A 25,429-nucleotide genomic window follows, 5' to 3' on the forward strand; every position below is an offset into this window, starting at 1 on the left:
GGCGGCGCCGTACGGAGGCCAAGGAAGTCCGGACGCGCGCCGATGGCGGCCCCCGGCGGGCGACACCACACTTGGGCCATGACCCATCACCAGCGTGCCGCGTCGCCGGCCGCCGACCCCGCCCCCGGTGACGTGCCCGTCGCCCTGGTCACCGGCGCCGCGCACGGGCTCGGGCTCGAAGTCGCCGGGCAACTCGCCCGGCACGGGATCGACGTCCTCCTCGGGGCGCGTGACCCCGGCAAGGCCGAGGCCGCCGTGCGGGGCGTCGACGGAGTCGGCGCGCTGCCCGTGCCGCTCGACATCACCGACCAGGACTCGGTGGACCTCGCCGTGCGGACCATCGAGGCCACGAAGGGCCGGCTCGACATCCTCGTCAACAACGCCGCCGCCCGCCCGAACTTCGACGAAACGGCGACCGGCGCCGACCTGCGATCGGCCGCGCACGTGATCGAGGTGGACCTCTTCGGCACCTGGCGCATGACGATCGGCGCCCTCCCGCTGCTGCGACGCTCGCCCCGGCCGCGCGTGGTCAACGTCGGCTCAGGAGCGGGCTCCCACTCCGACGACCGCTACGGGATGGCCGCCGCCAACGGGCGCTACGCGAGCCACGCCATCGCAAAGGCGGCCGTCAACGCGCTGACCGCCACCCTCGCGGCCGAACTCGCCGGCACGGCGATCCTGGTCAACGCGGTGTGCCCCGATGTCACGGCCACCGTGCCCGGCGCGGCGGCGCTGGGAGCCCGGCCGGTCCAGGAGAGCGCGCCGGGGGTGGTGTGGGCGGCGACGCTCCCCGACGACGGCCCGCGCGGCGGCTTCCACCGGGACGGTGAGCCGCTGGGATGGTGACGACGCTGCCCGGCGACCACCTCGCCGAGGTCTTGCGCCACGTCGAGATCCACGGCGTGATCTCCGGCGGGTTCACCGCGACCGCACCATGGGTGTCCCGCGGTGACGTCACCGACGACGTCAAGATCGTCGCGGTGCTGCGCGGGCACGCTCACCTGCACACCGACGGCGGGGCCTCGGCCCACCTGGTGGCGGGCGACGTCGCCGTCCTCAGCCGCCGCTCCCGGCTCGCGCTGCACGGCGGTTCACGCCACGCGACCGCACGGGACATCCCCCCGCCGGTGGGGTGGGCGTCGGGGCCCCTGCCCGATACGGCCGGGCCGGCGGACACGGTCGTCGGCGGGCACATCCGGCTCGGCCCCACGGGGCGCGAGCTGCTGTACCCGGGGCTGCCCGCCGTCAGCCACATCCACGGCACCGACCCTGCGGCGCACCGGCTGCGCGCGGTCCTGGGCCTGCTCCTGGAGGAGTGCTCGGGCCGCGAGGCCGGCTCCGGGTTCGCCGTCGCGCAGTACGCGCAGCTCCTCGTGCTCGAATCCCTGCGCGCGTCGGCCGGCCGGACCGATCTTCCGCCGGGGTGGCTCCGGCTGCTCGCCGATGAGCGGTTGCGCCCCGCTGTACGGCTCATGCATGACGACCCGGGCCGCCCCTGGAGGCTGGAGCAATTGGCGCGCGCGGCGGCGATGTCGCGGACCGGGTTCGCAGAGAGCTTCCGGCGGACGAGCGGGTCCACCCCCTTCGCCTACCTCCGCCGGTGGCGCATCATCCTGGCCGAGCACGCCCTCCGGCACAGCGACACCAGCGTCGACGCGCTCGCGGCGCGGCTCGGCTTCGCTTCGCCGGGCTCGTTCAGCACCGCCTTCCGGCGGACCACGGGCGTCACCCCATCGGCCTACCGGCGCGCGGCCGCGGTCAGCCCGGGATCATCCAGGTGAACAGGTGCGCCTGGGCCAGCGTGGTCAGGCCGACGACCGCGGTCAGCGCCACCGACCACCAGAACGTCTGGCGCAGCAGCGCCGATTCGCGGCCGGTCTGGCCGATGGCGGTCGCGCCGACCGAGAGGTTCTGCGGCGAGATCATCTTGCCCATCACCCCGCCCGAGGTGTTGGCGGCGCCGGCCAGCACCGGGTCCACGCCCAGCTGCTGGGCGGAGACCACCTGCATGGGGCCGAACAGGCTGTTGGAGGAGGCGTCCGAGCCGGTGAGGAAGACGCCCAGCCAGCCGACGAACGCCGCGAAGAAGGGGAACAGGAACCCCGTCTGCGCCAGCGCCAGGCCGAGGGTCGAGGTGGCGCCGGAGTAGTTCATCACGTGCGCGATGGCCAGGATCATCATGATGGTGGCCAGGGCCCAGCGCATCTGGACGAAGGTCTGCCAGTAGACCCGCACGAGCACGGCCGGGGTCGCCCGCATCACCAGGCCGGCGATGACGGCGGCGACGAGCGCCACCGAGCCCGCGGAGTACAGCAGGTCCAGGGTGAGCACGGCCGGGTAGGGCGCGTCCGGCGAGGTGATCGGCGCGACCCGGACAATGCGTTCGTGCAGACCGGGCCATGGGATCTCCAGGGTGGCGCTTTGCAGCCAGGCGGTCACGTTCGCCCACGCCGGCAGGGCGGGGAACAGGCTGCCGATCCGCGACACGAGGATGACGGCGACCAGGATCAGGTAGGGGGTCCAGGCGCGGATGCCGGTGTGCTCGGGGGCCGTCGTGGGGGCGGCTGGGCCGGCGTCGGGGGTCGCGCCGCTGTGCGCACTCCCCTCCTTCTCCTCGCCTTCGAACCGCCACACCGACGGCGGCCGCCATACCCGCGTCAGCAGCCAGAGCGCGCCCATCGCGGTGAGCGCGGCCATCACGTCCACCAGGCTGGGGCTGATGAAGTTCGCGACCACGAACTGCATGGCCGCGAAGCTCCCCCCGGTGACCAGCACCGCCGGCCACACCTCCCATGCCCGCCGCCACCCGGCCAGGACCACCACCATGAACGCGGGGATGATGAGCGACAGCAGCGGCACCTGGCGCCCCGTCATCGCGGAGAACAGCTCGGTGGCGGTCGCCGGCTCCATGTCCATGAGCGGCCCGGCCACGGTGCCCAGCACGATGAGCGGGTTGCCGAGGCCGCCGAAGGCCACCGGCGCGGTGTTGGCCAGCAGCGCCAGGACGACCGCCTTGACCGGCTGGAAGCCGAGCGCCGCCATCATCGCGGCCGTGATGGCGATGGGGGAACCACCGCCGGCCACCCCCTCCAGGAGCGCCCCGAAGCCGAACGCGATCAGCAGCGCCTGGATCCGGCGGTCGGGGCAGAAGCCGGCCAGCGCCGCGCGGATGCTCTCGAAGCGGCCGGTGGCCACCGTGACGTTGTGGAAGTACACGGCGTTGAACGCGATCCACGCGATCGGCCACAGGCCGAAGACCAGGCCGAGCACGGTCGAGGACGCCATCAGGTCCACCGGCATCCGGTAGACCCCGAGCGCCACCACCAGCGCGGCGCCCAGCCCGAGCCCGGCCGACAGGTGCGCGGAACGGCGGGCGACCCCGAGCGCAAGGAGCAGCACGGCAATGGGCACCGCCGCGAGCAGCGCGGATCCCCACAGTCCGCCGATCGGTTCGTAGTTCTGCACCCAGCCCATGGGGCTCTCTCCACTCTGTGCGTGGTCGGCGTGGGGAGTCGGTTGGCGGAGACGACGACGGGCCGCGCCCATGACAGCAGGAAAGCGCTTACAGTCCGCGGTCGACTGTAAGCGCGGTCACAGCATCACGCAAGGGGGGGTGGCGTGCCCCGTCCGGCACCCGATCCGGCCGGCAACCGGGCTCCGCCTTGACGGCCACGCCGGGCGACGGCTCCTCGAACGAGGAGCGCGCGGGTCAGTGGCTTTCCGGCCCGAACAAATTCCGGCTCCAGGATCGTGACCTGTCGGACGATGACTGGTGCTGCATCGACTATCGGCTTGAGGGGCTTCGGGCTTCTCGCGAACTCAGGCGCGGCGTAGCCCGTCGACCATGAGTTGAACAACGCCATCGGCCTCGACACGGCGTTCGGAAGAAACGGATGCGATGCCGATTCCGTGAAGAGCGAGCATCAGCGCTCCCGCGGGGATGTCATCACGGAGCACGGCTTGTTCGACGCCGCGGCCGAGAATCGCGGTGACCGCCTCTTCGAGCACCCGCCCCTTGTCGGAGAGACCGCCTCCCGCGGTCTCGGAAGCAGCGAAGAAGGTTCGCGCAAGACCTCGCTGACGGTACATGTGGTCGACCATCTCGCGAAGGAAGCTCTCCAGCGCTTTGTCGGGCGGGCCGGTCTCCAGGAGGTGGTACGCACGATCGCGGAGCACGGCGACTTCCTCCTCGAACACGGCGGCGATCAGCGCGTCGCGATTGGGGAAGTGGCGGTAGAGGGTTCCCGCCCCGACGCCGGCCCGGCGGGCGACGTCCTCGAACGGGACATCGGTCTGCTCTTCGGCGAAGATCTCGCGCGCGGCACGCACGAGCGCATCCCGGTTGCGCTGTGCGTCGGCACGGAGCGGCTTGGAAGACTTCATCGGGAATCCTCTGGCTTGACAACCGGAGATCGTCTCCGTATTTTCCAAGCGGAGGAGATCTCCGCTTAGTCCTATCCTACGGGGGCAGCATGAGGATCCTTATGTTCGGCCGAGGCGTCGTTGCCGCCGTCTATGGGTGGGCACTCGCAGGCGCAGGCCACGACGTCGAGTTCTATGTGCGGCCGGGGCGCGCGAACGCCTACGGGGAATCGATGGATGTCGACATCCTGGATTCCCGCCGGAAGGGACGCGATCGGCACGTCCGCGAGGCATGGTCTCCGCGGTACTGCGAAGAGCTCGCGCCAGAACACGACTTCGACCTCATCGTCCTCAGCGTTCCCCACGATCGCCTTCCCGGGGCGATCGAGTTCCTCTCGACCCGTATCGGTAACGCGACCGTCCTGATGTTCAGCAACATGTGGGAGGAGCCGCTCGACGTTGTCGCCCCTTTGCCGCTCGGACAGGTGGCGTGGGGCTTCCCGCAGGGCGGCGGTGGGTATGACGACACAGGCCGCCTTCGCGCAGCGCTCATCCCCGGCGTCTTGTTCGGCAGCTTCAACGAGGCACTGACGGAACGCGAGCTCGCGGCGCGCGGCGCGTTTCGCCAGGCGGGATTCCGGGTCCGTGAACAGGCCGACATCCGCGGCTGGCTCCTTCTGCACACAGCCGCCGGCGCGAGTCTCTATTCGCAGGCGCTCCGACATGGAACCATGGCCGACCTCATCGGCAACATGGCCGCCTTGCGCGAGGCGATGCTGGTCGGACGCGAATTGCTCCCCGTGGTCGAGGCCCGCGGAGTCGATCTCCGCAGGCACTGGCCCGCGACACTGCCATACCGGCTGCCGTCCTGGCTTCCCGCAGCCGCCCTCTCACTCGCGAACAGGACCGTTCCCATCGTGCACCGGACATTCGAAGCGCACGCCGACCCCGACGCGGAAGAACCTCGCGTCGTCTGCCGTGATGTGCTCGCAGAAGCGCGACGTCTAGGGGTGCCGACCCCGGGGCTCTCCGCCGCAGCACCCGCTTTCATGCCCGACCAGAGCTGCTGACGCGGATCATCCCGTTCCATCGACCTGGCCGATGAGGTCGCGCATCGTGGCGCCGGCCCGCGCGGAGCGTGCGGGGCCGGGTCTCAGCGCGCGTCTGTTCCTTCCCGGCCGCCCGCGGTGCCACCGTGAGCCGCTCGGGCCCGGTCGGCGAGCAGGGCGGCGAAGCCGTCGAGATGGCGCGCGAGGCCGTACTCGAACAGTCCGTCCAGGTCGGCCGCGGTGAATTCGGGGATGGCCGCCAGGTGCGGAAACCGGCCGCTGTTGAGGAGTTCGCCCGTTCGCGGGCGCGCCTTCGACCTCCACCCGTCCAGCGTCACTCCGCTGTCCTGCTCCGCTTCGGCCTCGTCGGCCATGGGCAGGGCGACGTTGAGGACCAGTGCGTGAAGCGTGAGTGCTTCACGGAAACGCGTCGTCATGGGCAGACCGAGCCCGTCGAGTGCCCGCAGGGTCCATTCAGTGTGGGCCATCATGTTGGGAGCGAGCAATGGGCGGGTGAACGAGACCGCCCGGGGCAGCCAGAGGTGCCGGCGGCACAGCCGCCATTGCAGGCGGGCGATCAGTTCGAGCTTGGCGCGCCACCCCTCCGGCCCCGGGTCGGGGAGGTCCGCCTCACCGAAGGCCTGGTCGGCCATCTCCATCAGGAGCTCGTCCTTGTTCGCCACGTGCCGGTACAGCGACATCGGCCCGACGCGGAGGCCGGCCGCGAGCCGCCGCATCGAGATCGCGTCGAGGCCCTCGACGTCGGCGATCGCGACGGCGGCCTGAACCACATCGTCCCGGTTCAGTGCCTGGTCCCGCCGCGACACCGATGGCCGGGCCGGGCCGGACACCGCCGCCGCCGGGCCGGCCTCCTGCTCCCGGCTCACGCGCGCGCTGACCACCGTCCCGGAACCGACCTTCGCTTCGACCAGCCCCTCATCGCGCAGGGTCGCCGTGACCCGGGTCGCGGTCGCGATCGCCACCCCCCATCGCTGGGCGATCTGGCGGACGGACGGCACCCGGTCGCCGGGCCGCAGGTCTCCGCTCACGATCCGGGCGCGTATCTCCGCGACGATCCGCCGGTAGGGCGGAGCCGACGGCTGTTTCGACGATGACATGGGGTCCTCCCGTCGGTCGGCCAGGCCGCTACCTGCCTCAAGTGCACTAGTTCGATTCTACGGCACTAGTGCACTTTCTATCGCCGATTCCGGCCATATGGTCCGCATATACGGCTGAAATGACTAGCCTGTGACGCACGGAGAATACGACGTACGCATCCACGAGAGGCACCATGAAGAACCCGAGCATCCTCATCTCCGGCGCCGGGATCGCCGGGCCCGCCCTGGCGTACTGGCTGCACAGGTACGGCTTCCACCCGACCGTGGTGGAGCGCACGCCCACGCTCCGCAGCGGCGGCCACGTGGTCGACATCCGCGGGACCGCCCGGCGGGTGGCGGAGCTGACCGGGATCGTTCCCGAGGTCCGCAAGGCGCACACCGGGGCGCGCGGCATGGCGTTCGTCGACCGCACGGGCAAGCGGATCGCGAATCTGAGCACCGACGTGTTCGGCGACTCGGGCGGCCCCGTCGCCGAGATGGCGATTCCCCGCTCCGACCTGGCCCGGATTCTCTACGAGGCGACCCGCGACGACGTCGAGTACGTCTTCGGCGACTCGATCACCGCTGCCGAAGAGGACGGCGACGGCGTCCGGGTCGCGTTCGAGAACGGCGAGCCCCGGAACTTCGACCTCCTGGTCGGCGCGGACGGTGTGCACTCCAACGTCCGCCGGCTGGTGTTCGGCCCCGAGGAGCGCTACGTCCGCGACCTCGGCGGCTACGTGGCGCTGTTCACCACCACCACGGCGGTGGATCTCGCCGGCTCGCAGCTGATGTACACCATGCCCGGCGGCAACGGCCGGCCGGGCAAGACCGCCGGCCTGTACCCGCAGCACACGCCGGGCACGGCCCTCGCCGGGTTCATGTTCCGCTCGGACCTGCGGTACGACGAGCGCGATATCGACGAGCAGAAGCGGATCGTGCTCCGCACCTTCGAGGGCGAGGAATGGGAGATCCCCCGGATGCTGTCCCAGATCTGGGACGCACCCGACTTCTACTTCGACAGGGTCGTCCAAGTGCAGGCGGACACCTGGTCGCACCGCCGGACCGTGCTCCTGGGAGACGCGGGCTACTGCGCCTCGCCCATGTCCGGTATCGGCACCAGCCTGGCACTGGTCGGGGCCTACATCCTGGCCGGCGAACTCATGGAAGCCGATGGCGACCATCGCTGTGCCTATACCGCCTATGAACGCGAAATGCGCGAGTTCGTCGACCGCGCCCACGCGTTCGCCCGCAGACAGGGAAACGACGGCCTGGCGCCGGAATCACTTGCTCGGCTCTGGCTGCGCAACCAGTCGGTCCGCATGCTGCCGTACCTGCCGAAACGACTGGTCAGCCGAGGAATGGACACCTTGTCCAACACGGTGGAGCTCAAAGACTACGCAGCCTTGACGCACGGTTGAGACACGAATTCAAGGAGAAGACACATGCAGGTGAGCACGTTTCTGTGGTTCGACGGCCGGGCAGAGGAGGCCGCCGACCATTACACGGGGGTATTCGACGACTCCGCCGTTCTTGACGTTCAGCGCGCCCCTGACGGCCGAGTCATGACCGTCACCTTCGAACTCGCCGGACAGCGCTACGTCGCCTACAACGGAGGGCCGGAGTTCACGTTCACCGGAGCGATCTCGTTGTACGCCGAGTGCGACACCCAAGAGGAGGTGGACCGGGTATGGGCGAACCTCACCGATGGCGGAAAAGAGGGGCCGGGCGGTTCACTGACCGACCGTTTCGGGGTGACCTGGCAGGTCATGCCGAAAGCCCTGGGAGAACTGCTGAACGCCGCCGGACCGGACGAGGCCGAACGGATTCTGACCGCGCTGCACGCCATGACGAAGATCGACGTCCAGCGCCTGATCGACGCGCGCGACCAGTGAGGACTCAACGCGCAACGAGCACGCCGCAACGTGGAGGGACGGCCGCGTCGCACAACGGCCGCAAGGGGGCAGCGGTGGCACGGACCAGCGCTCCACCGGACCGGGGCCGGTTGCGTGCCGCGTGGACGCTGGTGGTGCTGACGACGCTGTGCGCGGAGCTGACGTTCACCGCGGTCGCGGTGCCGGTCACCTGGCTGCTCCTGCCGCTGCTGATGGTGATGTACGGGGCCGGGGTCCTCGTGGTCCGCGAGGCCGCCGCCCGCGCCGGGGCCGGGTGGCCGAGCCTGGTGCTGCTGGGGCTGGCCTACCAGCTGGCCGAGGACGGACTCGGGTTACAGGCCCTGACCAGCCCCCGCATGTACGGTGCGGCCGAATGGGGCTGGCGGGCACTCGGCGTGAACTGGACCTACTGGGAATCCCAGATCGGTGTGCATGTGGTGTTCAGCGTGCTGATCCCCGTCATGCTCACCGACCTGCTCTTCCCGGTCCACCGCGGCCGGCCGTATCTGCGTACCGGCGGCCTCATCGGGGCCGGCGCGCTGGCTGTCGTGGGGGTGCTCGGGCTGCGGGCCGTCATATCGGCGGCCGAAGACCCCGGATACCAGACCCCGTGGGCGTGGACCGCGGGATTCATCGCGGCGATCGCGCTGCTGGCGTGGCTGGCGCTGCGGGTGCTACCCCGCCATGGTGCGCCGGGACCGGCTCCGGCGGCATCCGTACCCGAACCGGCCGTCGTCGGCGGTGCGGCGGCACTGATGACCGTCGTGTTCCTGGGGCTACTGCTGCCGCCCGGGCTCGGAACCGATCCGCTGTTCGGCACCGGTGTGCCGCTGCCGATTCCGCTGGCGGTCGCGGCTGCGGCGGCCCTGGGGTCCGGATGGATGGTGCTGCGCTTGAACTCCGCCGCCGGCTGGAGCGACCGGCACCGGATCTGGCTGGCCGGCGGCATCCTGGTCGGCCATACGGCGTTCATGATGCCCGCCTCACCGGTCAGCGTCATCACCGGAGCGATCACCGTCGCGCTGGAGGCGGTCCTGCTCATGATGCTGGCCCGGCGCGTCGAGCGCCGGGAAAGAGCGGACGCCGGCGGCATCGGAGGACGCACACCTGCGTGAACCATGCTCACCGGGGCGGCGTCCCCTCACCGGGGAGTCGACGGAGGTGACAACGACCTTACCTTTCGGTCCAAACCGAAACACGGTGCGCGAGGGTTATCGCCGCTACGCGTCCCGAGTAGCTTTCCTCGGGGAAGGAATCCGTACATTCCTCTCCGGAAAGTATTAGCGGCGAATAGGAACGGCGAGTCACATGGGCCGCGAGTGAGACGGATTCCCCCGTCCAGCGCCGCAGGAGACCAGCACCAACTCGCTCCCCCCATTGGGGTTCCATCCATGAATGAGCAATTTCCCCCGTCGATGCGTAAAGCACGCGCGTGCCTGTTCACCGTCGCCGCGGTGGCCATGGCATTTCTCCTGGGAGGCGTGCTCGTGGGCCTCGACGCCAGGGACATGGGGGAACTCACCTTCGCCGTCCTGCCCGGACTCCTTGCCCTGCCGTGCGCGCTGCGCCTGGGCAAGGGTGGCCGACCGCTGTTCTGGAGCATCATCGGCCTCCAGATACTGGGGCTCCTCCAAGCGCTGACGACACTCACCAGCGGCGACCCGCGCGGCCTGCCCCAGATGCTCCTCCCGGTCCTCACCCTCGTCTTCGTCACCCGCCCCGCCTCCCGCGGACATCTGCTGCGCCGACACCCCACGCACGTTCCGGGTAGCGGCCTGCTGAGGCGCATCCACGACCCCGAGCGCGGGGCAGGCTTCACCGAGTACGGCGCCGTGATCCTGCTCGTGGCCGCCATCGCCGCCGGCGTCATCGGCGCGGGGATCCCCGGACGGATCTCCGACCTGATCAGCGGCGGTATCGGAGAAGTGGACGCCGCCGCTGAGGGATCCGACGGCAGCGACGGGAGCAACCGCTCGACACCGCCGTCAACCGGACTCCCGGCCCCAGGCGAGGACGGCCCGTCAGGCGGAGTCCCCGAGCCGGCTCCCCAGCCCGAGGACCCCTGGTGGTCCGGCTCGGAGGGCGACGAGGACTCCGACATCCGCACCGTCGGATTCCTCGACGACCCCCTCGGGTCCACCGGGGATTTCCTTTCCGACACCGGAGGCGCCATCGCCGATGCCGGCGGCGGGTTCATCGACGGCGGCCGGAACTTCGTCGGAGGGCTCATCGACAGCAGCTCTCCCATGATGGCCTGGGACACCATCACCGACCCCGGTGGTGCCGTGGAGGGCTGGTGGGACGGGGTCACGGGCACCTGGAACGACCCGCTCGGGCTGTTCGTCAGCCCGGAGACCCGCGAATCGATGGGCGACGGAGAGTACGCCGAAGCCTTCGGATACGGGATCTGGGACTTCGGTGGGCTCTTCCTCCGGAAGCCGAGACCTCCGGACGGCGGCTCGAATGGCGGCGGCAGCGGGAACCACGACCGCGACCGTGACAGGGAGGACGAGGAGCAGGACGGCGGCGACGGAAACCGGGAGGACGACCGCGAGGGGACCAGCTGCCTGGCCTCCAGCAGCTTCGTCCCCGGCACCCCGGTCGTGCTCGCCGACGGCTCCAGGTCCGCGATCGAGGACGTCGAAGTCGGCGACCAGGTCCTGGCCTTCGACCCCCTGACCGGTGAAGAGGGGCCGCGCGAGGTCACCGGCCTCATCTCCAGCACCGGCGCCAAGACCCTCGTCACCCTCACCATCGACGACGGCCAGGGCACCACCGGCACCCTCACCGCCACCGACGCCCACCCCTTCTGGGTCCCCGATACCGCCGAGTGGGTCGACGCCATCGACCTCCAACCCGGCACCTGGCTGCGCACCTCCGCCGGCACCTGGACCCAGGTCACCGCGGTCGACACCCACACCGCCGACGCCCAGCGGGTCCACAACCTCACCATCGCCGACCTGCACACCTACTACGTCGGTGCAGCCTCCGCGAACGCACTCGTCCACAACACCAACGGCGACTGCCACCCCGACCGCGAATACCAGCAGGACGGCGACGGTGTCGAGCGTCCCGTGGGTGACCGCGATTTCGCGGCCGTGGCCGCGCTGCGCGCTCACGAGATCATGCGGGGCACCGGCAGCCGCAACCTGACCGTGGCCGTCACCCGCGTGTACAACACGGAGACCGGGGAGTTCGAGAACTGGGTCACCAGCAGCAACCCCAAGGGCCAGAACAGCGACGACCCCGGCTCCTATGCGGACGACCCCCCGGCCGGATTCGAACTGCACGATGACGAGATCTATGTGCCCGGTTCCGGCCACGCCGAGAATGCACTCAGAGAGCACCTGAACCGCAATCCGCAGTACCGCGTGGTCGAGGGCGGCACGAGCTCCAACATCTGCCAGGGCGAGCGCCCGACCGGGAACTGCATGCCCATCATGACCGAGGACTTGGGCCTGGAAACCTCGGGTGACTACCCTGGCACCACCTATACCTCAGGGCAACGCGAATTCTGGTGGGGGGGCGGATGATCCCGCGCAAGTCACGCTACCGTGATGACCTGCGGCGGCTCGACGCGCAGCAGCGTGTAACGCTCGCCGCCGGCTCCGCGGCCCGCGCGGCCTCGGTCTACGAGCACTTCGCCGCCGATTCCGAACGCGCCGTGCTGGCGCCATTGGTGGAGGAGCTGTGGTCCTTGGACCCCGGCGACCCCCGGCAGGCACGACAGGCACTGGAGCGCCTGCGTGCGATCTGGCCCTATGCCGACGACCCGGATCCGGAGTTCGAGGCCGATGAGCCGGAGTCCGAGCCCGACGAGCCGCGCTACTGGAAGATCCGGGCGCTGGAGGTCCCCCGGTTCGCCTTCGTGGAACTCGCGGAAGGAGACACCCTGCGCGCCGCGGACCGCGCCATCCAGTTCGGGATCGGGCTGATCCAGGAGGTCGAGGGGGCCATCGGCGCGGCGCCACTGCAAGGGCTCGCCGACGAATACGCCGATTCGCGTGGACCGTTCGAGGAACTGGAGGGCGACCTTCTCGACGAGGGCCTGAGGCTCGTGCAAGAGGAGACGGGACCCCACGCCCGCAACCGCCTGCGCGACCTCTCATCGACCCATGGTCAGCGGGTACGTCAGATCCTGTTGCCCGTTCTGATCACTTCTCATGGCTGGTCGCCCGACGACATCGAAGCCGCCCGAGGCTAGACCGGCGAAAGAGACGGGCACACCACTGAGAGCGCAGGGCGCCTCCGTGGCGATCTGATCGCGATCAGGTCGTGAAGCCCACCGCGCGGATCATGGCCGGGTCCGGACCGGTTCTCGGAAATCCCGACGGAATCTGCGGCGAAATGCCTAGCATGGCTGTCCCGGCCCCTGGTACGGAGGTCATCCATGCACACCGTGGACTCCTTGGCCCGCCGTGTCGTCGACCGCTGTGCGCCGCAGGAGTCGCCCCACTACCCGGCGATCCGGGACGACTACTACGGCCGAGGAGGCAGACCTCCCGTCCCTCGCGACAACCCCCTGGGATTCGGGGCCGTCACCATCGGGTTCGTAACGGGTGTGGTGCTGAGTGTGGTCGGCGACCTGGTCTCAGGCGCGATCGCCGATGCAGTGCGGCCCTGGTGGCGGCGGGCGGGGCGGTGGCTGCTTGAACGCATCGGCCTTCGAGAACGATTGGCGCCTGCGGCGCTGGACGGGGTGGTTCCCATCGTCCGGCGCGCCCAGGCCGCTTCCGTCACGGCGGCGATCACCGAGCGCGCCGTGCGCCTGGGGATGTCGCCTGAGCAGGCCGCGGACCTCGCCGCCGCCATCATCGACGAACTTGCCGAGACACGTGGCAACGGGAGCCCCGAACCTTCGCCTGGGCCGCCTGACCCACAGGGCGGGGCATGACCGCGAACCATCGCATTCAAGACAGGGGAACGCTGATCCGACTCCGTGCATCCGTGATGTCGATGCGGTTCGCCTGTTCTCGTTGCATCCCCTTGGGAGATTGCGTACCGCCCTGACAGTGGCAGGCGACGAAAAGTACCGGTGAATTACGGAGATCGCGTCATGGCGACACCGACTGATACCCCGACTGAATCAGGCGTTTCGTATCCGGATCCGTTCCGGCTACCCTCGGCGACAGCGACCAGGTTTCTCCTGCTGATTGTGGCGACAGTCGGTGCGTCGCTGGCTGTGATGACGGTTGTCGTCGCCTTCTTTGGGAGCTGGGCGCTTCCCGGCATCCGGGCATGCACCGATATCGCGCGCGCCGAAGCGGGCGAGACCCTCGCACGCACACTGCTCTACGAATTCAGGTCATGCAGCGACCGGGCTCTCCGCATCACCAACCTGGTGACATTCCTGGCCTGCACGGCTCCTATTCTCATCGGCATCGCCATCTACGCCGCCTATCCGCGGCTGCTGTTGCGGCGCCTCACGCCTCTGCGGAGCCTCGACGGCGTCATTCAACACCGGGCCGTGGAGGAGCTTCAAGCCGCTTTGGGGGCCTCCCGGGCAAGGGTCAGGCTGCTGATCACCCCGGGGACCGCGGGAGGAGCCAGGGCGTTCGGCGCCTGGGGGCGCTACTGGATCGCCGTCGACCGCTCCCTCCTCGCGGTCGGCGCCCAGCCCGGTGGCGAGCTGTCCGGGCATACCGATGCGGTCATCCACCACGAGGCGGCCCACGTCCGCAACCGGGACATCGACATCACCTACCTGACCATCGGGATGTGGTGGGGGTTCGTGGCCGTCGCGGCGCTTCTCCTACCACTGCTGCTGCTCCGGCCGGCTGCTCTGGTCTTCGGTCTTCCGCTCGCCGCCGCCTTGGCCGTGCTCACCTATGCCCGCGCACGCGTGCTCCAGGTCCGTGAGTTCTACGCCGATGCGCGGGCGGCCAGGGATCCACGGATCCGCCGCTGCCTGCTGACGCTGTTCGACCGGCCGGTGCGCCGCACTCAGGCGCTGGAGCGCGCGTGGCGCTCCCTCACCAGTCCACACCCACGGCCCGCGACCCGCCGCGCAGTGGTCGAGGACCCCTCGCTGCTGCTGCGGGGCGACTACCTCGATGTGGCCTACGCCGGATGCGCGGTCGGACTGTCCTACAGTGCCTTCCTGCTGATGGCGCGCTCCTTGACCGGCATGCAGATACCCGGCCTGGTCTTCGGCGCGCTCCTGTCGGTCATCCTCACCACGGTCGTCTGGCGGTCGACCACACGGACGCGCGCCCTCGGCCTGCGCCCGCTCCCTGTGGGGCGGATGTCGCTCGCTCTGACCGGTGGGATCCTCCTCGGGCAGTTCATGATGCCCCAGCTACACGTGATCACGTGGGGCAGCATGCTGATCACCGCCCCGGGATCCGCCCTGCTCATGGCGGCGCTCCTCTGGGGAGCGTGCGCGATCGCCATGGGATCGATCTCGTTCGCCGCATCTTGCTGGATCGGCGGGTCCCGTCGTGTCTGGCCGCTGTGGGCGTGTGCCGCTGTGAATGCTCCGGTCATCGCGACCGTGCTGGTCGTATGGTTCTTCACGTTGGCCGCCCATGCGGTCTATCCCGGCTGGTGGTCGGTCATCTCCTCGACGTTCACCGCGCTGGGTATCAACTGGCATCTGCCGATGGCCGCTCTGGGCCTGGGGATCGCCTTCCCACTCACGTCCTGGCTCGCTTGGCGGCCGAAACGCCCTGTCGGCGGCGGCCTGGTCGCCGACCCCCCGAGCACGACGCTGTGCCCGCCGTGGGGTCCGGTCATCGCAGCACTGGTGACGGCGGCCTGCTTCATCGTCGCCGTGGACGTGGATTCGCGCGTGCGCAACGAGAGCGGGATGGAGGAACTCCTGCTCGGGATGTTCGCGGCGATCCTTACCACAGTGGCGCTGGCCTGGCTGTTGGGCGGCCGCGGGGCGAGCGGCCGGGTCGTGTGCGCGACCGCGGTCACCGTCTACCTCATCGCGCCGCTCGGAATTCCCGCTCTCTACATCGGGAACAGGATCGGTACCTGCTTCGACACCCCAGTGGGGCTGATGAGCTGCTGGACCGATGTGGTTCCTGAGGCGGAGCGGTGGGTGTCCGCTGTGGACACCAGCGTGTTCCACCTGGTTCCGCTTCTGCTGGTGTGCTGCCCGATAGCGGTCATGGTCTCCAAGGCGCGCGGTCTGCTCGGCCGCCCGCCGCGCCCGTTGGGCCCGGCCGTCCGGCGCTGGCCGGGTGTGTCGGCGTCCCTGGCGATCCTCCTTCTCGGGCTGGGAACACCGATCCTGGTCCTTTACTCGCGTTCGACGTTGGAGGCAGGTACCGAACCACGTCCCCTGGACGCTGCTGCCCGGGCAGAGCTACTCCGGCCGCTGGAAGAACAGCGGTCGGAGGGCCGTGCCACCTGCCAGGCGATCGACGAGGCCGGTCAGGACAGCCTTGAGGTGGGTCCCGTCCGACCGGGTGGCGGGTTGGATTTGTCCGATGCCAGGTCGGTACGTGCGATGGCGGCGTCCGCCGACCCCGTGCTGCGCGCCTTCGGCGAGGCGGCCATTGCAGAAGCGGCCGGGCCTCGCTCACGGGAGGTCACCAGTGACGCGGCCCAGGCAGGAGAGCATTACTGCGCAACCACCCATCCCGGTACGGGAATCCTGCTTCTTGCCTGGTAATCGACCCTCCCTATGCCGTGTGCCTCCGGCCCCGTGGCGGGTAGAACCTCGACGTCCACGGAACCTCCCGTGCAGCGACACCGCCCCTCGTGAAGCCGAAGTCGGAAGAGAGCTCAGTGACGAGACACAACGGCACCATCGGCGTCCTCCTGCCGCGCGATACCCCGGCGCGGGACATCATCACCTTCGCCCGGCGCGCCGAGGCGTACGGCTTCGATGAGCTGTGGGTCGTGGAGGACCTCGGCTACCGGGGAGGGCTGGCCCAGGCGGCCACGGTCCTCGCCGTCACGGACCGGATCCGGGTCGGCATCGGGCTGCTGCCGGCCGCCGCGCGCAACGTGGCGTTCACCGCGATGGAGGTCGCGACCCTCGCCCAGCTGCACCCGGGCCGCATCGACGTCGCCGTGGGTCACGGCATGCCGGCCTGGATGGACGGCATCGGCGCATGGCCCGCGAGCCCCCTCACCCTGCTGGCCGAGTACATCTCCGTCCTGAAGGAGCTGCTGAGCGGCCGCCTCGTGCACCACGACGGGCGGTACCTGCGCATCGACGGGCTCCGGCTGGACGCCGGCTCCCTTCCGGAGACGGCCCCCGCCGTCCTGGCCGGTGTACGGGGACCCAAGTCACTGGCGGTGTCCGGCGAGGTGGCCGACGGCACGGTGCTCGCGGAACCGGTCACCCCCGCCTACGTGCGAGACGCCCTCACCCACATCTCCCCCACACGTCCGCACCGACTGGTCGCCTACAACGTCGCGGCGGTCGACGACGACCCCGCCGTGGCGCTGGCGGCCGTGCGCCCCACCCTCGACGTGGTCGCCGAACCCGACTGGCGCCCCCACGTCGCCCCGCTGCCCTTCCACGACGACCTCCTCGCCCTGCGCTCCCGCTGCGACGGCCCGCAGGAGTTCGCCGCCGCGCTGCCCGACGACTGGGTGCGGCAGCTCGCCGTGGCGGGCACGCCCGATCAGGCGCGGTCCCGGCTGGAGGAGCTGTTCGCCGCGGGCGTCACCAGCGCCGTCCTCACACCGGTGGGCCCGGACTATCTGGCGTCGCTGGACGCGCTGGCGGCCGTGCCGGGTCGTGCGGCGCCGGGGGACGCCGTTTCGCCGGCCAGGCCCTGGCCCGTGTAGGCGTCGGCCTGGAGGGTGAACAGGTAGCGGTAGCGGCCGTCGGGCAGGGCCATCAGCTCTTCGTGGGTGCCCTGCTCGACCACGCGGCCGCGGTCGAGCACGTAGATCCGGTCGGCCATCCGCACCGAGGCCAGGCGGTGGGTGATGAGCAGCACCGTGGTGTCCTGCGCGGCGGCGTGCAGGGTGTCGAACAGCCGCTTCTCGGCCTTGGCGTCCAACGCCGCGGTCGGCTCGTCGGCGATCACCAGGTCGGCCCGCCGGTAGAGGCCACGGGCCGCGGCGATGCGCTGCTTCTGCCCCCCGGACAGATCGGCGCCGCCGACGAACCGCTTGTCCAGCAGGGTGTCCAGGCCCTTGTCGAGGTCGTCGACGACCTCGTCGGCACCGCTGAGGTCCATGGCGCGGCGGAGCCGCTGCTCGTCAGTCTCGTCGGACATCGTGATGTTGCGGCGGGCCGACAGCGGCCACTGGGTGTAGTCCTGGCTGATCAGCCCGATCCGGTCGCGCAGCTTCTCGGGGTCGAGGGTGGCGGTGTCCGCGCCGTTCCAGGAGATGGTGCCCTCGTGCGGCGTGTAGAGGCCGGCGAGCAGCCGGGCGAGGGTGCTCTTGCCGGAGCCGTTCTCCCCGACCAGGGCGACGATCTCGCCGTGGCGGATGTCGATGTCGACCCCGCGCAGCGCCGGTCGTTCCTGGTCGCCGGGGTAGGCGAAGACGACGCCGCGGGCGGTGAGCTCGCGCAGTTCCCCGGGGTCGACCCCGGTCGGCGGTGCGGGCAGCCGGGTGCGGGCCTGGTGGCAGAACTCCAGGAAGTCGTTGAAGAACAGCGCGGACTCGTAGCAGTAGTTGAGCGAGTACAGCAGCTGATTGAGTGAAGTCTGGCCCTGGCGGATCGCGAGCACGGCGGTGCCGGCCACGGCCAGCGGAACGCTGCCGACCTGCAACAGCACCCCGAGCACGATGTAGGTGAGCACGGTCGCCGCCCCGCCCACGGCGTCACCGGCCGCACGCACCTGCGTCTGGCGCCACGCCACCCCGAGCATGACCGCGCGCACGTGGTCGGCGATGACGGTGTACTCGGCCAGCAGGAAGGCCCTCATGTTGTAGGCGCGCAGCTCCGCGGCCGAGTCTCGTTCGGCCAGGAGGTCGCTGAGCATCCACTGGCGGCGCCGGGTCGTGGTGATCTCCCGTGTCCGCGAGTAACGCAGCCGGGCAGCGCGGGCCGCGGCCCAGCCGTCGGGCACGACCGTGAGCACGAGCAGCCCGAGCAGCAGCGGGTGCAGCACGGTCAGCACGCCGGCGACGGCCACCAAGCCGATCAGTCCGGTGAGGACGTCGATGCTGAAGGTCACGGTGCGCGCGACCTCGGCGACACCGCGGCCGCGGGCCCGGTACATCGCGTCGGCGAGATCGGAGTCGTCGAACGCCTCCAGGCGCATGTGCGACGTCAGCTCGAACAGCTCCAGTTCGGCCGCCCGTTCCACCTGGGGTTCCAGCCGGGCCTGGGCCCACCCGGCGCCGGCGGTGAGCGCGCCCCGGGCCAAGGCCGCGCCGCCGACCAGGATGAGGGCGGGCAATGCGGCACGAACGCGGTCGGGGGTGGGGCCCGCGGCGAACAGCTCCTCCAGGACACCGGAGACGGCCAGCAGCCCGGCGGCGCCGGCCACCCCGGCCCCCAGGTTCAGCCCGACGGTGGCGAAGGTGTCGATGCGGCTGGCCCGCCAGGCCCATCCGAGGGCAAGGGCGACCATGGCGGGCAGCCGGGTGGCCACCACCCACAGAGACGCGGCCTCCAGATCGCGGACCCAGGGGTTGTTGCGGCTGGCCTTGAGCTCCGGCAGCGTCGGAGCAGGGCGGGGGCGGGGTGTGCGGCGGCGCAGGCGCATACAGGCTCCAGTGAGCGACATCGACGGGGGAACACACGTTCGATGACGATCCTGGCGCGCGGAAGCGCAGAGCGGCAGGGGGCCTCCGGGCTCTCCAGGGTTGGGGTGGGACCGGATTCCCGCGCGTGTGCAGGTGGTGGCCTGGCCCGGCCGGGCGCGCGACCCTGCGTCCCAGGGGGCGAAGGTGCGGGGCGGCCGGATCCGCGGATGTTAGGGGCGGGCCGGATCGCGCGGAGGCCGCGCGGCCCCGGGGCCGGTGCTCACCTTCGGCGGTGACGGTGCGCCCAAACCCACCGGTTCCAGGTCTGCCGGTGCCCTCCCACGTGCCCCACTCTCACTCGGCGCCGGTCTCCGCCCGGTGGACCGCCGCCAGAACGGTGTCGATCTCGGACTCCTCGATCACGAACCGGAAGCGGTTGGCGAGGGTGTCGAAGACGTTGACGAACGAACGCCGGCACTCCTGGAGCAGCTCGTCGGCCTGGCCCGGGTCGGTTCCGAGGTGGCGGGCGAGCAGCGCCGTGACCTCGCGGCGGGCGTGCGGGTTGGCGAGCACCGCGGCAGGGGCGCTGTGGCGGCGCAGCGGGGCCCAGCGGGGCACGTCGGTCTGCGCCTGCACCGTCAGCCGGTGCGGCAGGTCGCGCGACGAGGTGCCGATGAGCAGGTGCACCGGGCCGTCGTCGAGGACCCGGTGGCCGCGGGTGACGTCCCAGTGGGCGAGGTCGTCGGCGTCGACGGGCACGGTGACGGTGCGTTCCTGCCCGGCGGCGAGTTCGACGCGGGCGAACCCGACGAGCTCGCGCGGGCCGGACCGGAAGCGGGGCCGCTCGGGGGCGGCGTAGACCTGCACGACCTCGGCGCCGTCGCGCGGGCCGGTGTTGCGGACCCGCACCGACACCGTCAGCCGCTCTCCGGCGGCGACGGTGCCGGAGTCGACGGTGGCGCCGGACAGCGCGAACGTCGTGTACGACAGGCCGAACCCGAACGGGAACAGCGGGTCCAGGTCGCGGGCGTCGTAGCCGCGGTAGCCCACCAGCGCGCCCTCGACGTAGACGTGCCGGCCGCCCTCGCCCGGGTAGCCGAGGAAGGAGGGGGTGTCGGCGAGGCGGTGCGGGAACGTCGTCGTGAGCTTGCCGGCGGGGCTGTGCTCGCCGAACAGCAGCGACGCGACGGCCGAGCCCATCCCCTGCCCTGCGTAGAACGGGGCGAGCACGGCGTCGACGCCGTCGAGCCAGGGCATGGTGACCGCGTCGGGGACGGTGAGCACGACGACGGTGCGCGGCGCGGCCGCGGCGACGGCGGCGATCAGCTCGTCGTAGCCGGGTTCGAGGCCGAGGTCGGCGCGGTCGGCGTTCTCGCCGTCGGCGTTCTGCGGGGTGTGGGCGAACACGATCGCGACGTCGCTGCCCGCCGCGGCGTCGACGGCGGCGGCGCGGGCGGCGCGGCGCTCGTCGTCGGTGTGCGGGCCCGACGGGACGCCGGGCAGGTGCGTCACGGTGCCCGGCGCGCAGCGGCGTTCGATCTCGGTCAGCGGGAGGTCGAGGCGGGTGGGGACCATCCGGGCGCTGCCGAAGCCCTGGACGACCGGTTCCGTGGCGCCGGTTCCCAGGACGAGCAGGTTCCCGGCGGCGGCCGGGTCCAGCGGGAGGACCCCGTTATTGGCGAGGAGCACGGTGCCGGCGCGGGCGATGCGCGCGGCGAGGTCGTGGTGGGCGTCGGCGTCGAACGGCGCGGGCGGCGACGCGTGGGCACCGGCCCGGTCGGCCAGCTGCACGACCCGGGCGGCGGCCCGGTCGAGCGCCTCGGGCGGCACCGCCCCGGAGGCGACGCCGTCCCGCAGGCGGGCGACGCGCTGCACGCTCTGGGGCATGTCGAGGTCGTTGCCCGCCGACACCGACGCGGGGCGGTCGGTGATGCCGTGCCAGTCGGAGACGACCAGCCCGTCGAAGCCCCACTCCTCGCGCAGCACCTCGGTGAGCAGCCACGGGTGCTGGGCTGCCTGCACGCCGTTGAGCCGGTTGTAGGAGCTCATCACCGCCCAGGGCGCGGCGTCGCGCACCACGCGCTCGAAGGCGCGCAGGTAGATGTCGCGCAGCGCGCGCTCCTCGACAACCGAGTCCATCGAGGTGCGCTCGATCTCGGAGTTGTTGGCGGCGAAGTGCTTGATGCAGGCGCCGACGCCGCGTTCCTGGAGCCCGTGCACGACGCCGGTGGCCATCGCCCCGGTGAGCAGGGGGTCCTCCGAGTAGTACTCGGAGGTGCGCCCGGCGAGCGGGGTGCGGCGGATGTTCATGCCGGGGCCCAGCAGGACGCCGACGCCGAACGAGCGGCACTCGGCGGCGAAGGCGCGGCCGAGCTCGCGGGCCAGCTCCGGGTCCCAGGTCGCCCCGACCGTGGAGGCGGTCGGGAAGCAGGTCGCCGGTTCGGGGCCGCGGGCCTTGGCTTCGGGGGCGCCGCGGCGGGTGACGAGGCTGATGAAGTCGGCGAAGTCGGCGGTGCCGCCCCCGTCGTCGGCGGCCTGCTCCGGCGAGAAGCGCAGCCCGTTGGGGCCGTCGGCCATCACGACCGAGCCGATCCCCAGCCGCGGCACCCCGCGGGTGCGCCACATCCCGTTGCCCGAGACGAGGGCGATCTTCTCGTCGGTGTCGAGCGCGGCGAGGCGCTCATCGTGCGGGGCCGCGGGTCGGCCGCCGGCGGGAAGGTCACTCTGCACTTCGGGGTCTCCAGCCACGGTAGGTGGGATCGGATCGGTGTCGGCGGGGCGAGGCGGCGCTACGTTGTCACCGGGCTCGCCGCCGGGTCGGTGAACGCGGCCCGGTAGGCCGCGCGGCGCTCGCGCTGCCGGGCCGGGTCGGCGACGGGCGCGGCCATGAGCAGCCGCCGGGTGTAGGGGTCGGCCGGGGAAGCGGTGACGTCGCGGACGTCGCCGAACTCCAGCAGCCGGCCGCGGTAGAGCACCGCCACCCGGTGGGAGATCGCGCGGATGACGGCGAGGTCGTGCGAGGTGAACAGCAGCGCCACCCCGGTGTCGTCCTGGATCTCGACCAGCAGGTCCAGGATGCGGGCCTGGGTGGACAGGTCCAGGGCGCTGACGATCTCGTCGCAGACGATCAGCCGCGGCCGGCGGACCAGGGCGCGGGCGATCGCGATCCGCTGGCGCTGCCCGCCGCTGAACTCGCCCGGGTAGCGGTCCGCGGTGTCGGCGGGCAGGTGCACCCGGTCCAGCAGCACGCGCAGCTCGCGCTCGGCCTCGGCGCGGGGGGTGCCCGCGGCGATGACCGGTTCCAGCACGATGTCGCGCACGCTCATCGCCGGGTTGAGCGAGCCCTGCGGGTCCTGGAACACCACCTGGAGCTCGCCGGCGAGCCGGCGCCGGGCGGCCCCGGTCAGCCCGCTGATCGCCCGGCCGCCGAGCCGGATCCCGCCCGCGGCGAGCGGGGCGAGGCCGAGCACGGCGCGCCCGAGGGTGGACTTGCCCGAGCCCGACTCGCCCACGAGGCCGACGGTCTCGCCGGGGCGGACGGTGAGCGAGACGTCGTCGAGGACCCGGGTCGTCGCGCGCCGCCCGCGGGAGCGGTCGGGGTAGTCGACGCAGACGCCGCGCACGTCAAGCAGGGGCAGGGTGTCGGCGTTGGTCATCGCGGGGCTCCTTCGGTGCGCAGCTCCGGCGCGGTCCAGGTGCGCGGTTCGGCGCCCTCCAGCGAGGCGTCGAGCAGGGTGCGGGTGTACTCGTGGCGCGGCGCGGCGAACAGCGCGGCGGTGTCGCCCCGCTCGACGACGACGCCGTCGCGCATGACCACGACCCGGTCGCAGAGGTCGGCGACCACCCCGAAGTCGTGGGTGACCAGCAGTACGGACATGCCGCGTTCGCGTTGCAGGTCGCGCAGCAGCTCCAGGATGTCGGCCTGCACGGTGACGTCGAGGGCGGTGGTCGGCTCGTCGGCGACGATCACGTCGGGGTCGGTGGAGATCGCGCCGGCGATCAGCACGCGCTGGGCCATGCCGCCGGAGATCTGGTGCGGGTACAGGTCGAGCACCCGTTCGGGGTCGCGGATGCCGACCCGGCCGAGCAGTTCCAGCGCACGGGCCCGGGCACGGGCGCGGTCCATGCCCAGCAGCCGCCGCAGCGGCAGGGCCAGCTGGTGGCCGACGGTGCAGGAGGGGTCGAGGTTGCTCATCGGCTCCTGCGGCACGTAGGCGATCCGCCGTCCGCGCAGCCCGGGGAGGGTGGCGGGGGTGACCTCTTCGCCGTCGAGCGTGATCCGCCCGGCGGTCACGGCGGCCTGCGCGGGCAGCAGCCCGAGCACCGCGTAGACGCACTGGCTCTTGCCGGACCCGGACTCGCCGACCAGGCCGAGGACCTCGCCGCGGCGCACCGTGAAGGACACGCCGTCGACGACGGTGCGCAGCCCGTCGCCGTGCGGGTAGGCGACGGTGAGACCGGAGACGCCGAGCATCGGGGCGGTGCCCGCCTCGTCGCCCTCCCCCGCGTCGTCGTCGGCGGTGCCGGCCGCGGAAGCGGCGGCGGCGGCCGTGGCGCCCGCTGCGGTCGCGGCGGTCGCGCCGCGGAGGCGGGACCGGGCCGGGGCGTCGGGGACGAGCGCGTCGCGCACCGCGTTGCCGAGCAGCGCGAACGCCCCGATGGTCACGGTCAGCAGCAGGCCCGGCCACACCACGCTCAGCGGCGTGCGGAAGATCGCGACGAACGCCTCCTGGACCATCGAGCCCCAGGTCACCGAGTCGGCGCTGCCGAGGCCGAGGAACTCCAGGCTGGCCTGGATGCCGATCGCGGTGGCGGTGATGTCGGCGAGCATGACGATGATCGACCCGCGGATCACCACCAGGATGTGGCGAAACACGATCCGCAGCGGCGACACCCCCGACACCTGTGCGGCCTCGACGTAGGCCTCGTTCTTCACCTCGATCGCCATCGCCCGGACCAGCCGGTAGAGGAACGGGGAGATCAGCACGCCGAACACGGTCATCGACAGCGTCACATCGGGGCCGATCGCCGCGTAGAGCGCGATGAGCACGATCAGGCTGGGGATCGCCAGCAGGGCCTCGGAGACCCAGGTGAGCAGGGCGTCGGTCCAGCGCCCGACGTAGGCGGCGAGCAGGCCGGTCCCGATGCCGACCACCGCGGCGACGGCGACGACCACGGCCGCCCCCGCCAGGGTGTCGCGCCCGCCCCAGATCAGCCGGCTGAGCACGTCGCGCCCGGCGCCGTCGCCGCCGAGCAGGTACTCGCCGTTGGGGGCGGCGTTGACCTGGTCGAGCGCCGGCATCAGGGGGTCGTGCGGGGCGATCCAGGGGGCCAGCACGCTCATGACGACGACACCGGCCAGCAGCAGCGCGCTGCCGACCCCCAGGGGGTTGCGCAGGAAGCGGCGCCATGCGCCGGGGCGCGGCACTGTGGCGGCCGCGCCGGTCTCGATGCTCATGACAGCCGCACCTTCGGGTTGAGCCAGGCCTGCACCAGGTCGAAGACCAGGTACACGCCGACGATGACGATGACGGTCACGACGACCACGCCCATCAGGACGGGCACGTCGCCGCCGATGGCGGCGGTGGTCGCCAGCGACCCGATGCCGGGCACGGCGAACACCTTCTCGATGACGACGGTGCCGCTGAACAGGGCCACCACCTTCATGGACATCAGCGACAGCCACGGCGAGGCGGCGTTGCGCAGGACGTGGCCGAACAGCACCTCGGCGCGGGAGAGGCCGCGGGCCCGCAGCGTGCGCACGTAGGGCTTGCCGAGCTCGTCGGCGACGGCGCCGCGCACCATCGAGGTGACGCGCAGCTCGCCGAGCACGATCGCCAGGGTCGGCAGGACCAGGCCGAGCGCCCAGGTCCCCGGGCCGTCGGCGATCGGCGCGTACCCGGTGGCGGGGAACAGCCGCAGGTTGATCGCCAGCCCGATCACCAGCATCAGCGCGAGCCAGAACTTCGGCACCGAGCTGAGGGTCTCGGTGACGACCTGGAGCGCGCGGTCGAGCGCGCCGCCCTCGCGGACCGCGGCCAGCGTGCCGAGGACGGCGCTGGCCGCGGCGAGCACCAGGATCGACAGGACCATCAGGGCCAGCGTCGCGGGCAGCCGGTTGGCGACGGCGGTCGCCACGGGTTCGGAGGTGAACCACGACTGGCCGAGGTCGCCGGTGACGGCGTGGGCGACCCAGTCGGCGAACTGGGTGAGCACCGGACGGTCCAGGCCGAGTTCGGCGGTGCGTGCGGCGATCTGCTCGTCGGTGGCCTGGTCGCCGACCAGGGAGCGGACGACGCTGTCGCTGCTGCCGAAGACGGTGAAGAAGGTCGCGCAGGTGACCAGCGCGAGCAGTGCGGCGCCGAAGGCGAGCCGCCGGCACAGGAAGCGGATCATGATCAGGGGTTCC

Annotated in this window: 19 protein-coding genes; 11 read left to right on the forward strand and 8 right to left on the reverse strand. The window is 71.5% G+C overall.

Features of this window, described 5'->3' with window-relative positions; all coding sequences use genetic code 11:
• The first annotated feature begins 78 nt into the window (after positions 1 to 78).
• Together ACFOVU_RS09610 and ACFOVU_RS09615 are read left to right on the forward strand one after the other, a co-directional pair.
• On the forward strand, positions 79 to 846 hold the full coding sequence (locus ACFOVU_RS09610; protein WP_378531981.1) for an SDR family NAD(P)-dependent oxidoreductase: 768 nt from the start codon (positions 79 to 81) through the stop codon (positions 844 to 846).
• Complete coding sequence (locus tag ACFOVU_RS09615) at positions 840 to 1,781, forward strand: AraC family transcriptional regulator (RefSeq protein WP_378531983.1); 942 nt, start codon at positions 840 to 842, stop codon at positions 1,779 to 1,781. Before ACFOVU_RS09610 ends, ACFOVU_RS09615 begins: the two co-directional genes overlap by 7 nt.
• On the opposite strand, the gene ACFOVU_RS09620 is transcribed toward ACFOVU_RS09615, so the two are convergent.
• Positions 1,759 to 3,474 carry an L-lactate permease gene (locus ACFOVU_RS09620; protein WP_378531984.1) on the reverse strand — a complete coding sequence of 572 codons (1,716 nt, stop codon included), beginning with the start codon at positions 3,472 to 3,474 and terminating at the stop codon, positions 1,759 to 1,761. The genes ACFOVU_RS09615 and ACFOVU_RS09620 overlap by 23 nt on opposite strands.
• Positions 3,475 to 3,819: 345 nt before the next feature.
• The gene (locus tag ACFOVU_RS09625; protein ID WP_378531986.1) at positions 3,820 to 4,383 is read right to left on the reverse strand and encodes a TetR/AcrR family transcriptional regulator; all 564 of its coding nucleotides are present in this window, start codon (positions 4,381 to 4,383) and stop codon (positions 3,820 to 3,822) included.
• 89 nt (positions 4,384 to 4,472) lie between these two features.
• On the opposite strand from ACFOVU_RS09625, the gene ACFOVU_RS09630 reads away from it, so the two are divergent.
• Positions 4,473 to 5,432, forward strand: coding sequence for a ketopantoate reductase family protein (locus ACFOVU_RS09630; RefSeq protein WP_378531988.1), 960 nt, complete (start codon positions 4,473 to 4,475; stop codon positions 5,430 to 5,432).
• Between the two features lie 83 nt (positions 5,433 to 5,515).
• Here ACFOVU_RS09630 and ACFOVU_RS09635 read toward each other — a convergent pair whose 3' ends face one another.
• On the reverse strand, positions 5,516 to 6,529 hold the full coding sequence (locus ACFOVU_RS09635) for a TetR/AcrR family transcriptional regulator C-terminal domain-containing protein (protein ID WP_378531990.1): 1,014 nt from the start codon (positions 6,527 to 6,529) through the stop codon (positions 5,516 to 5,518).
• A 173-nt stretch (positions 6,530 to 6,702) separates the two neighbouring features.
• On the opposite strand from ACFOVU_RS09635, the gene ACFOVU_RS09640 reads away from it, so the two are divergent.
• The 8 genes from ACFOVU_RS09640 to ACFOVU_RS09675 all read left to right on the forward strand — a co-directional run bounded on the left by ACFOVU_RS09640 (position 6,703) and on the right by ACFOVU_RS09675 (position 17,157).
• Positions 6,703 to 7,929 carry an FAD-dependent monooxygenase gene (locus ACFOVU_RS09640; RefSeq protein WP_378531992.1) on the forward strand — a complete coding sequence of 409 codons (1,227 nt, stop codon included), beginning with the start codon at positions 6,703 to 6,705 and terminating at the stop codon, positions 7,927 to 7,929.
• 24 nt (positions 7,930 to 7,953) lie between these two features.
• Entirely contained in the window at positions 7,954 to 8,403 is a 450-nt protein-coding gene (locus tag ACFOVU_RS09645) for a VOC family protein (RefSeq protein ID WP_378531994.1), read from the forward strand.
• Positions 8,404 to 8,477: 74 nt separating this feature from the next.
• On the forward strand, positions 8,478 to 9,518 hold the full coding sequence (locus ACFOVU_RS09650) for a hypothetical protein (protein WP_378531995.1): 1,041 nt from the start codon (positions 8,478 to 8,480) through the stop codon (positions 9,516 to 9,518).
• A 300-nt stretch (positions 9,519 to 9,818) separates the two neighbouring features.
• On the forward strand, positions 9,819 to 11,936 hold the full coding sequence (locus ACFOVU_RS09655) for a polymorphic toxin-type HINT domain-containing protein (RefSeq protein ID WP_378531997.1): 2,118 nt from the start codon (positions 9,819 to 9,821) through the stop codon (positions 11,934 to 11,936).
• Entirely contained in the window at positions 11,933 to 12,607 is a 675-nt protein-coding gene (locus tag ACFOVU_RS09660; RefSeq protein WP_378531998.1) for a hypothetical protein, read from the forward strand. Before ACFOVU_RS09655 ends, ACFOVU_RS09660 begins: the two co-directional genes overlap by 4 nt.
• A 186-nt stretch (positions 12,608 to 12,793) precedes the next feature.
• Positions 12,794 to 13,297 carry a hypothetical protein gene (locus tag ACFOVU_RS09665; protein WP_378532000.1) on the forward strand — a complete coding sequence of 168 codons (504 nt, stop codon included), beginning with the start codon at positions 12,794 to 12,796 and terminating at the stop codon, positions 13,295 to 13,297.
• A 162-nt stretch (positions 13,298 to 13,459) separates the two neighbouring features.
• Positions 13,460 to 16,027 (forward strand): hypothetical protein, encoded by a 2,568-nt coding sequence (locus ACFOVU_RS09670; protein ID WP_378532002.1) that lies wholly within the window; start codon positions 13,460 to 13,462, stop codon positions 16,025 to 16,027.
• Between the two features lie 116 nt (positions 16,028 to 16,143).
• On the forward strand, positions 16,144 to 17,157 hold the full coding sequence (locus ACFOVU_RS09675) for an LLM class flavin-dependent oxidoreductase (RefSeq protein ID WP_378532004.1): 1,014 nt from the start codon (positions 16,144 to 16,146) through the stop codon (positions 17,155 to 17,157).
• Here the strand turns inward: ACFOVU_RS09675 and ACFOVU_RS09680 are convergent.
• The 5 genes from ACFOVU_RS09680 to ACFOVU_RS09700 all read right to left on the reverse strand — a co-directional run bounded on the left by ACFOVU_RS09680 (position 17,067) and on the right by ACFOVU_RS09700 (position 25,416).
• Positions 17,067 to 19,040: an ABC transporter ATP-binding protein gene (locus ACFOVU_RS09680; RefSeq protein ID WP_378532006.1), complete on the reverse strand. Its 1,974-nt coding sequence runs from the start codon at positions 19,038 to 19,040 to the stop codon at positions 17,067 to 17,069. The genes ACFOVU_RS09675 and ACFOVU_RS09680 overlap by 91 nt on opposite strands.
• A 334-nt stretch (positions 19,041 to 19,374) precedes the next feature.
• Positions 19,375 to 21,750 (reverse strand): glycoside hydrolase family 3 C-terminal domain-containing protein, encoded by a 2,376-nt coding sequence (locus ACFOVU_RS09685; RefSeq protein WP_378532008.1) that lies wholly within the window; start codon positions 21,748 to 21,750, stop codon positions 19,375 to 19,377.
• A 59-nt stretch (positions 21,751 to 21,809) separates the two neighbouring features.
• Positions 21,810 to 22,676 (reverse strand): ABC transporter ATP-binding protein, encoded by an 867-nt coding sequence (locus ACFOVU_RS09690; protein ID WP_378532010.1) that lies wholly within the window; start codon positions 22,674 to 22,676, stop codon positions 21,810 to 21,812.
• Positions 22,673 to 24,478: a dipeptide/oligopeptide/nickel ABC transporter permease/ATP-binding protein gene (locus tag ACFOVU_RS09695; protein ID WP_378532012.1), complete on the reverse strand. Its 1,806-nt coding sequence runs from the start codon at positions 24,476 to 24,478 to the stop codon at positions 22,673 to 22,675. Before ACFOVU_RS09695 ends, ACFOVU_RS09690 begins: the two co-directional genes overlap by 4 nt.
• The gene (locus ACFOVU_RS09700) at positions 24,475 to 25,416 is read right to left on the reverse strand and encodes an ABC transporter permease (RefSeq protein ID WP_378532014.1); all 942 of its coding nucleotides are present in this window, start codon (positions 25,414 to 25,416) and stop codon (positions 24,475 to 24,477) included. Before ACFOVU_RS09700 ends, ACFOVU_RS09695 begins: the two co-directional genes overlap by 4 nt.
• Positions 25,417 to 25,429 lie beyond the last annotated feature (13 nt).

This window comes from Nocardiopsis sediminis, from assembly GCF_042650565.1.
GTDB lineage: Bacteria > Actinomycetota > Actinomycetes > Streptosporangiales > Streptosporangiaceae > Nocardiopsis_B > Nocardiopsis_B sediminis.

Excerpts from the sequence above, each read along its gene's own strand:
- ACFOVU_RS09640 (WP_378531992.1), top strand. The coding sequence starts at position 6,703 with ATGAAGAACCCGAGCATCCTCATCTCCGGCGCCGGGATCGCCGGGCCC.
- ACFOVU_RS09690 (WP_378532010.1), bottom strand. The coding sequence starts at position 22,676 with ATGACCAACGCCGACACCCTGCCCCTGCTTGACGTGCGCGGCGTCTGC.
- ACFOVU_RS09645 (WP_378531994.1), top strand. The coding sequence starts at position 7,954 with ATGCAGGTGAGCACGTTTCTGTGGTTCGACGGCCGGGCAGAGGAGGCC.
- ACFOVU_RS09660 (WP_378531998.1), top strand. The coding sequence starts at position 11,933 with ATGATCCCGCGCAAGTCACGCTACCGTGATGACCTGCGGCGGCTCGAC.
- ACFOVU_RS09610 (WP_378531981.1), top strand. The coding sequence starts at position 79 with ATGACCCATCACCAGCGTGCCGCGTCGCCGGCCGCCGACCCCGCCCCC.
- ACFOVU_RS09655 (WP_378531997.1), top strand. The coding sequence starts at position 9,819 with ATGCGTAAAGCACGCGCGTGCCTGTTCACCGTCGCCGCGGTGGCCATG.
- ACFOVU_RS09635 (WP_378531990.1), bottom strand. The coding sequence starts at position 6,529 with ATGTCATCGTCGAAACAGCCGTCGGCTCCGCCCTACCGGCGGATCGTC.
- ACFOVU_RS09620 (WP_378531984.1), bottom strand. The coding sequence starts at position 3,474 with ATGGGCTGGGTGCAGAACTACGAACCGATCGGCGGACTGTGGGGATCC.
- ACFOVU_RS09630 (WP_378531988.1), top strand. The coding sequence starts at position 4,473 with ATGAGGATCCTTATGTTCGGCCGAGGCGTCGTTGCCGCCGTCTATGGG.
- ACFOVU_RS09670 (WP_378532002.1), top strand. The coding sequence starts at position 13,460 with ATGGCGACACCGACTGATACCCCGACTGAATCAGGCGTTTCGTATCCG.
- ACFOVU_RS09695 (WP_378532012.1), bottom strand. The coding sequence starts at position 24,478 with ATGAGCATCGAGACCGGCGCGGCCGCCACAGTGCCGCGCCCCGGCGCA.
- ACFOVU_RS09665 (WP_378532000.1), top strand. The coding sequence starts at position 12,794 with ATGCACACCGTGGACTCCTTGGCCCGCCGTGTCGTCGACCGCTGTGCG.
- ACFOVU_RS09615 (WP_378531983.1), top strand. The coding sequence starts at position 840 with ATGGTGACGACGCTGCCCGGCGACCACCTCGCCGAGGTCTTGCGCCAC.
- ACFOVU_RS09680 (WP_378532006.1), bottom strand. The coding sequence starts at position 19,040 with ATGCGCCTGCGCCGCCGCACACCCCGCCCCCGCCCTGCTCCGACGCTG.
- ACFOVU_RS09625 (WP_378531986.1), bottom strand. The coding sequence starts at position 4,383 with ATGAAGTCTTCCAAGCCGCTCCGTGCCGACGCACAGCGCAACCGGGAT.
- ACFOVU_RS09700 (WP_378532014.1), bottom strand. The coding sequence starts at position 25,416 with ATGATCCGCTTCCTGTGCCGGCGGCTCGCCTTCGGCGCCGCACTGCTC.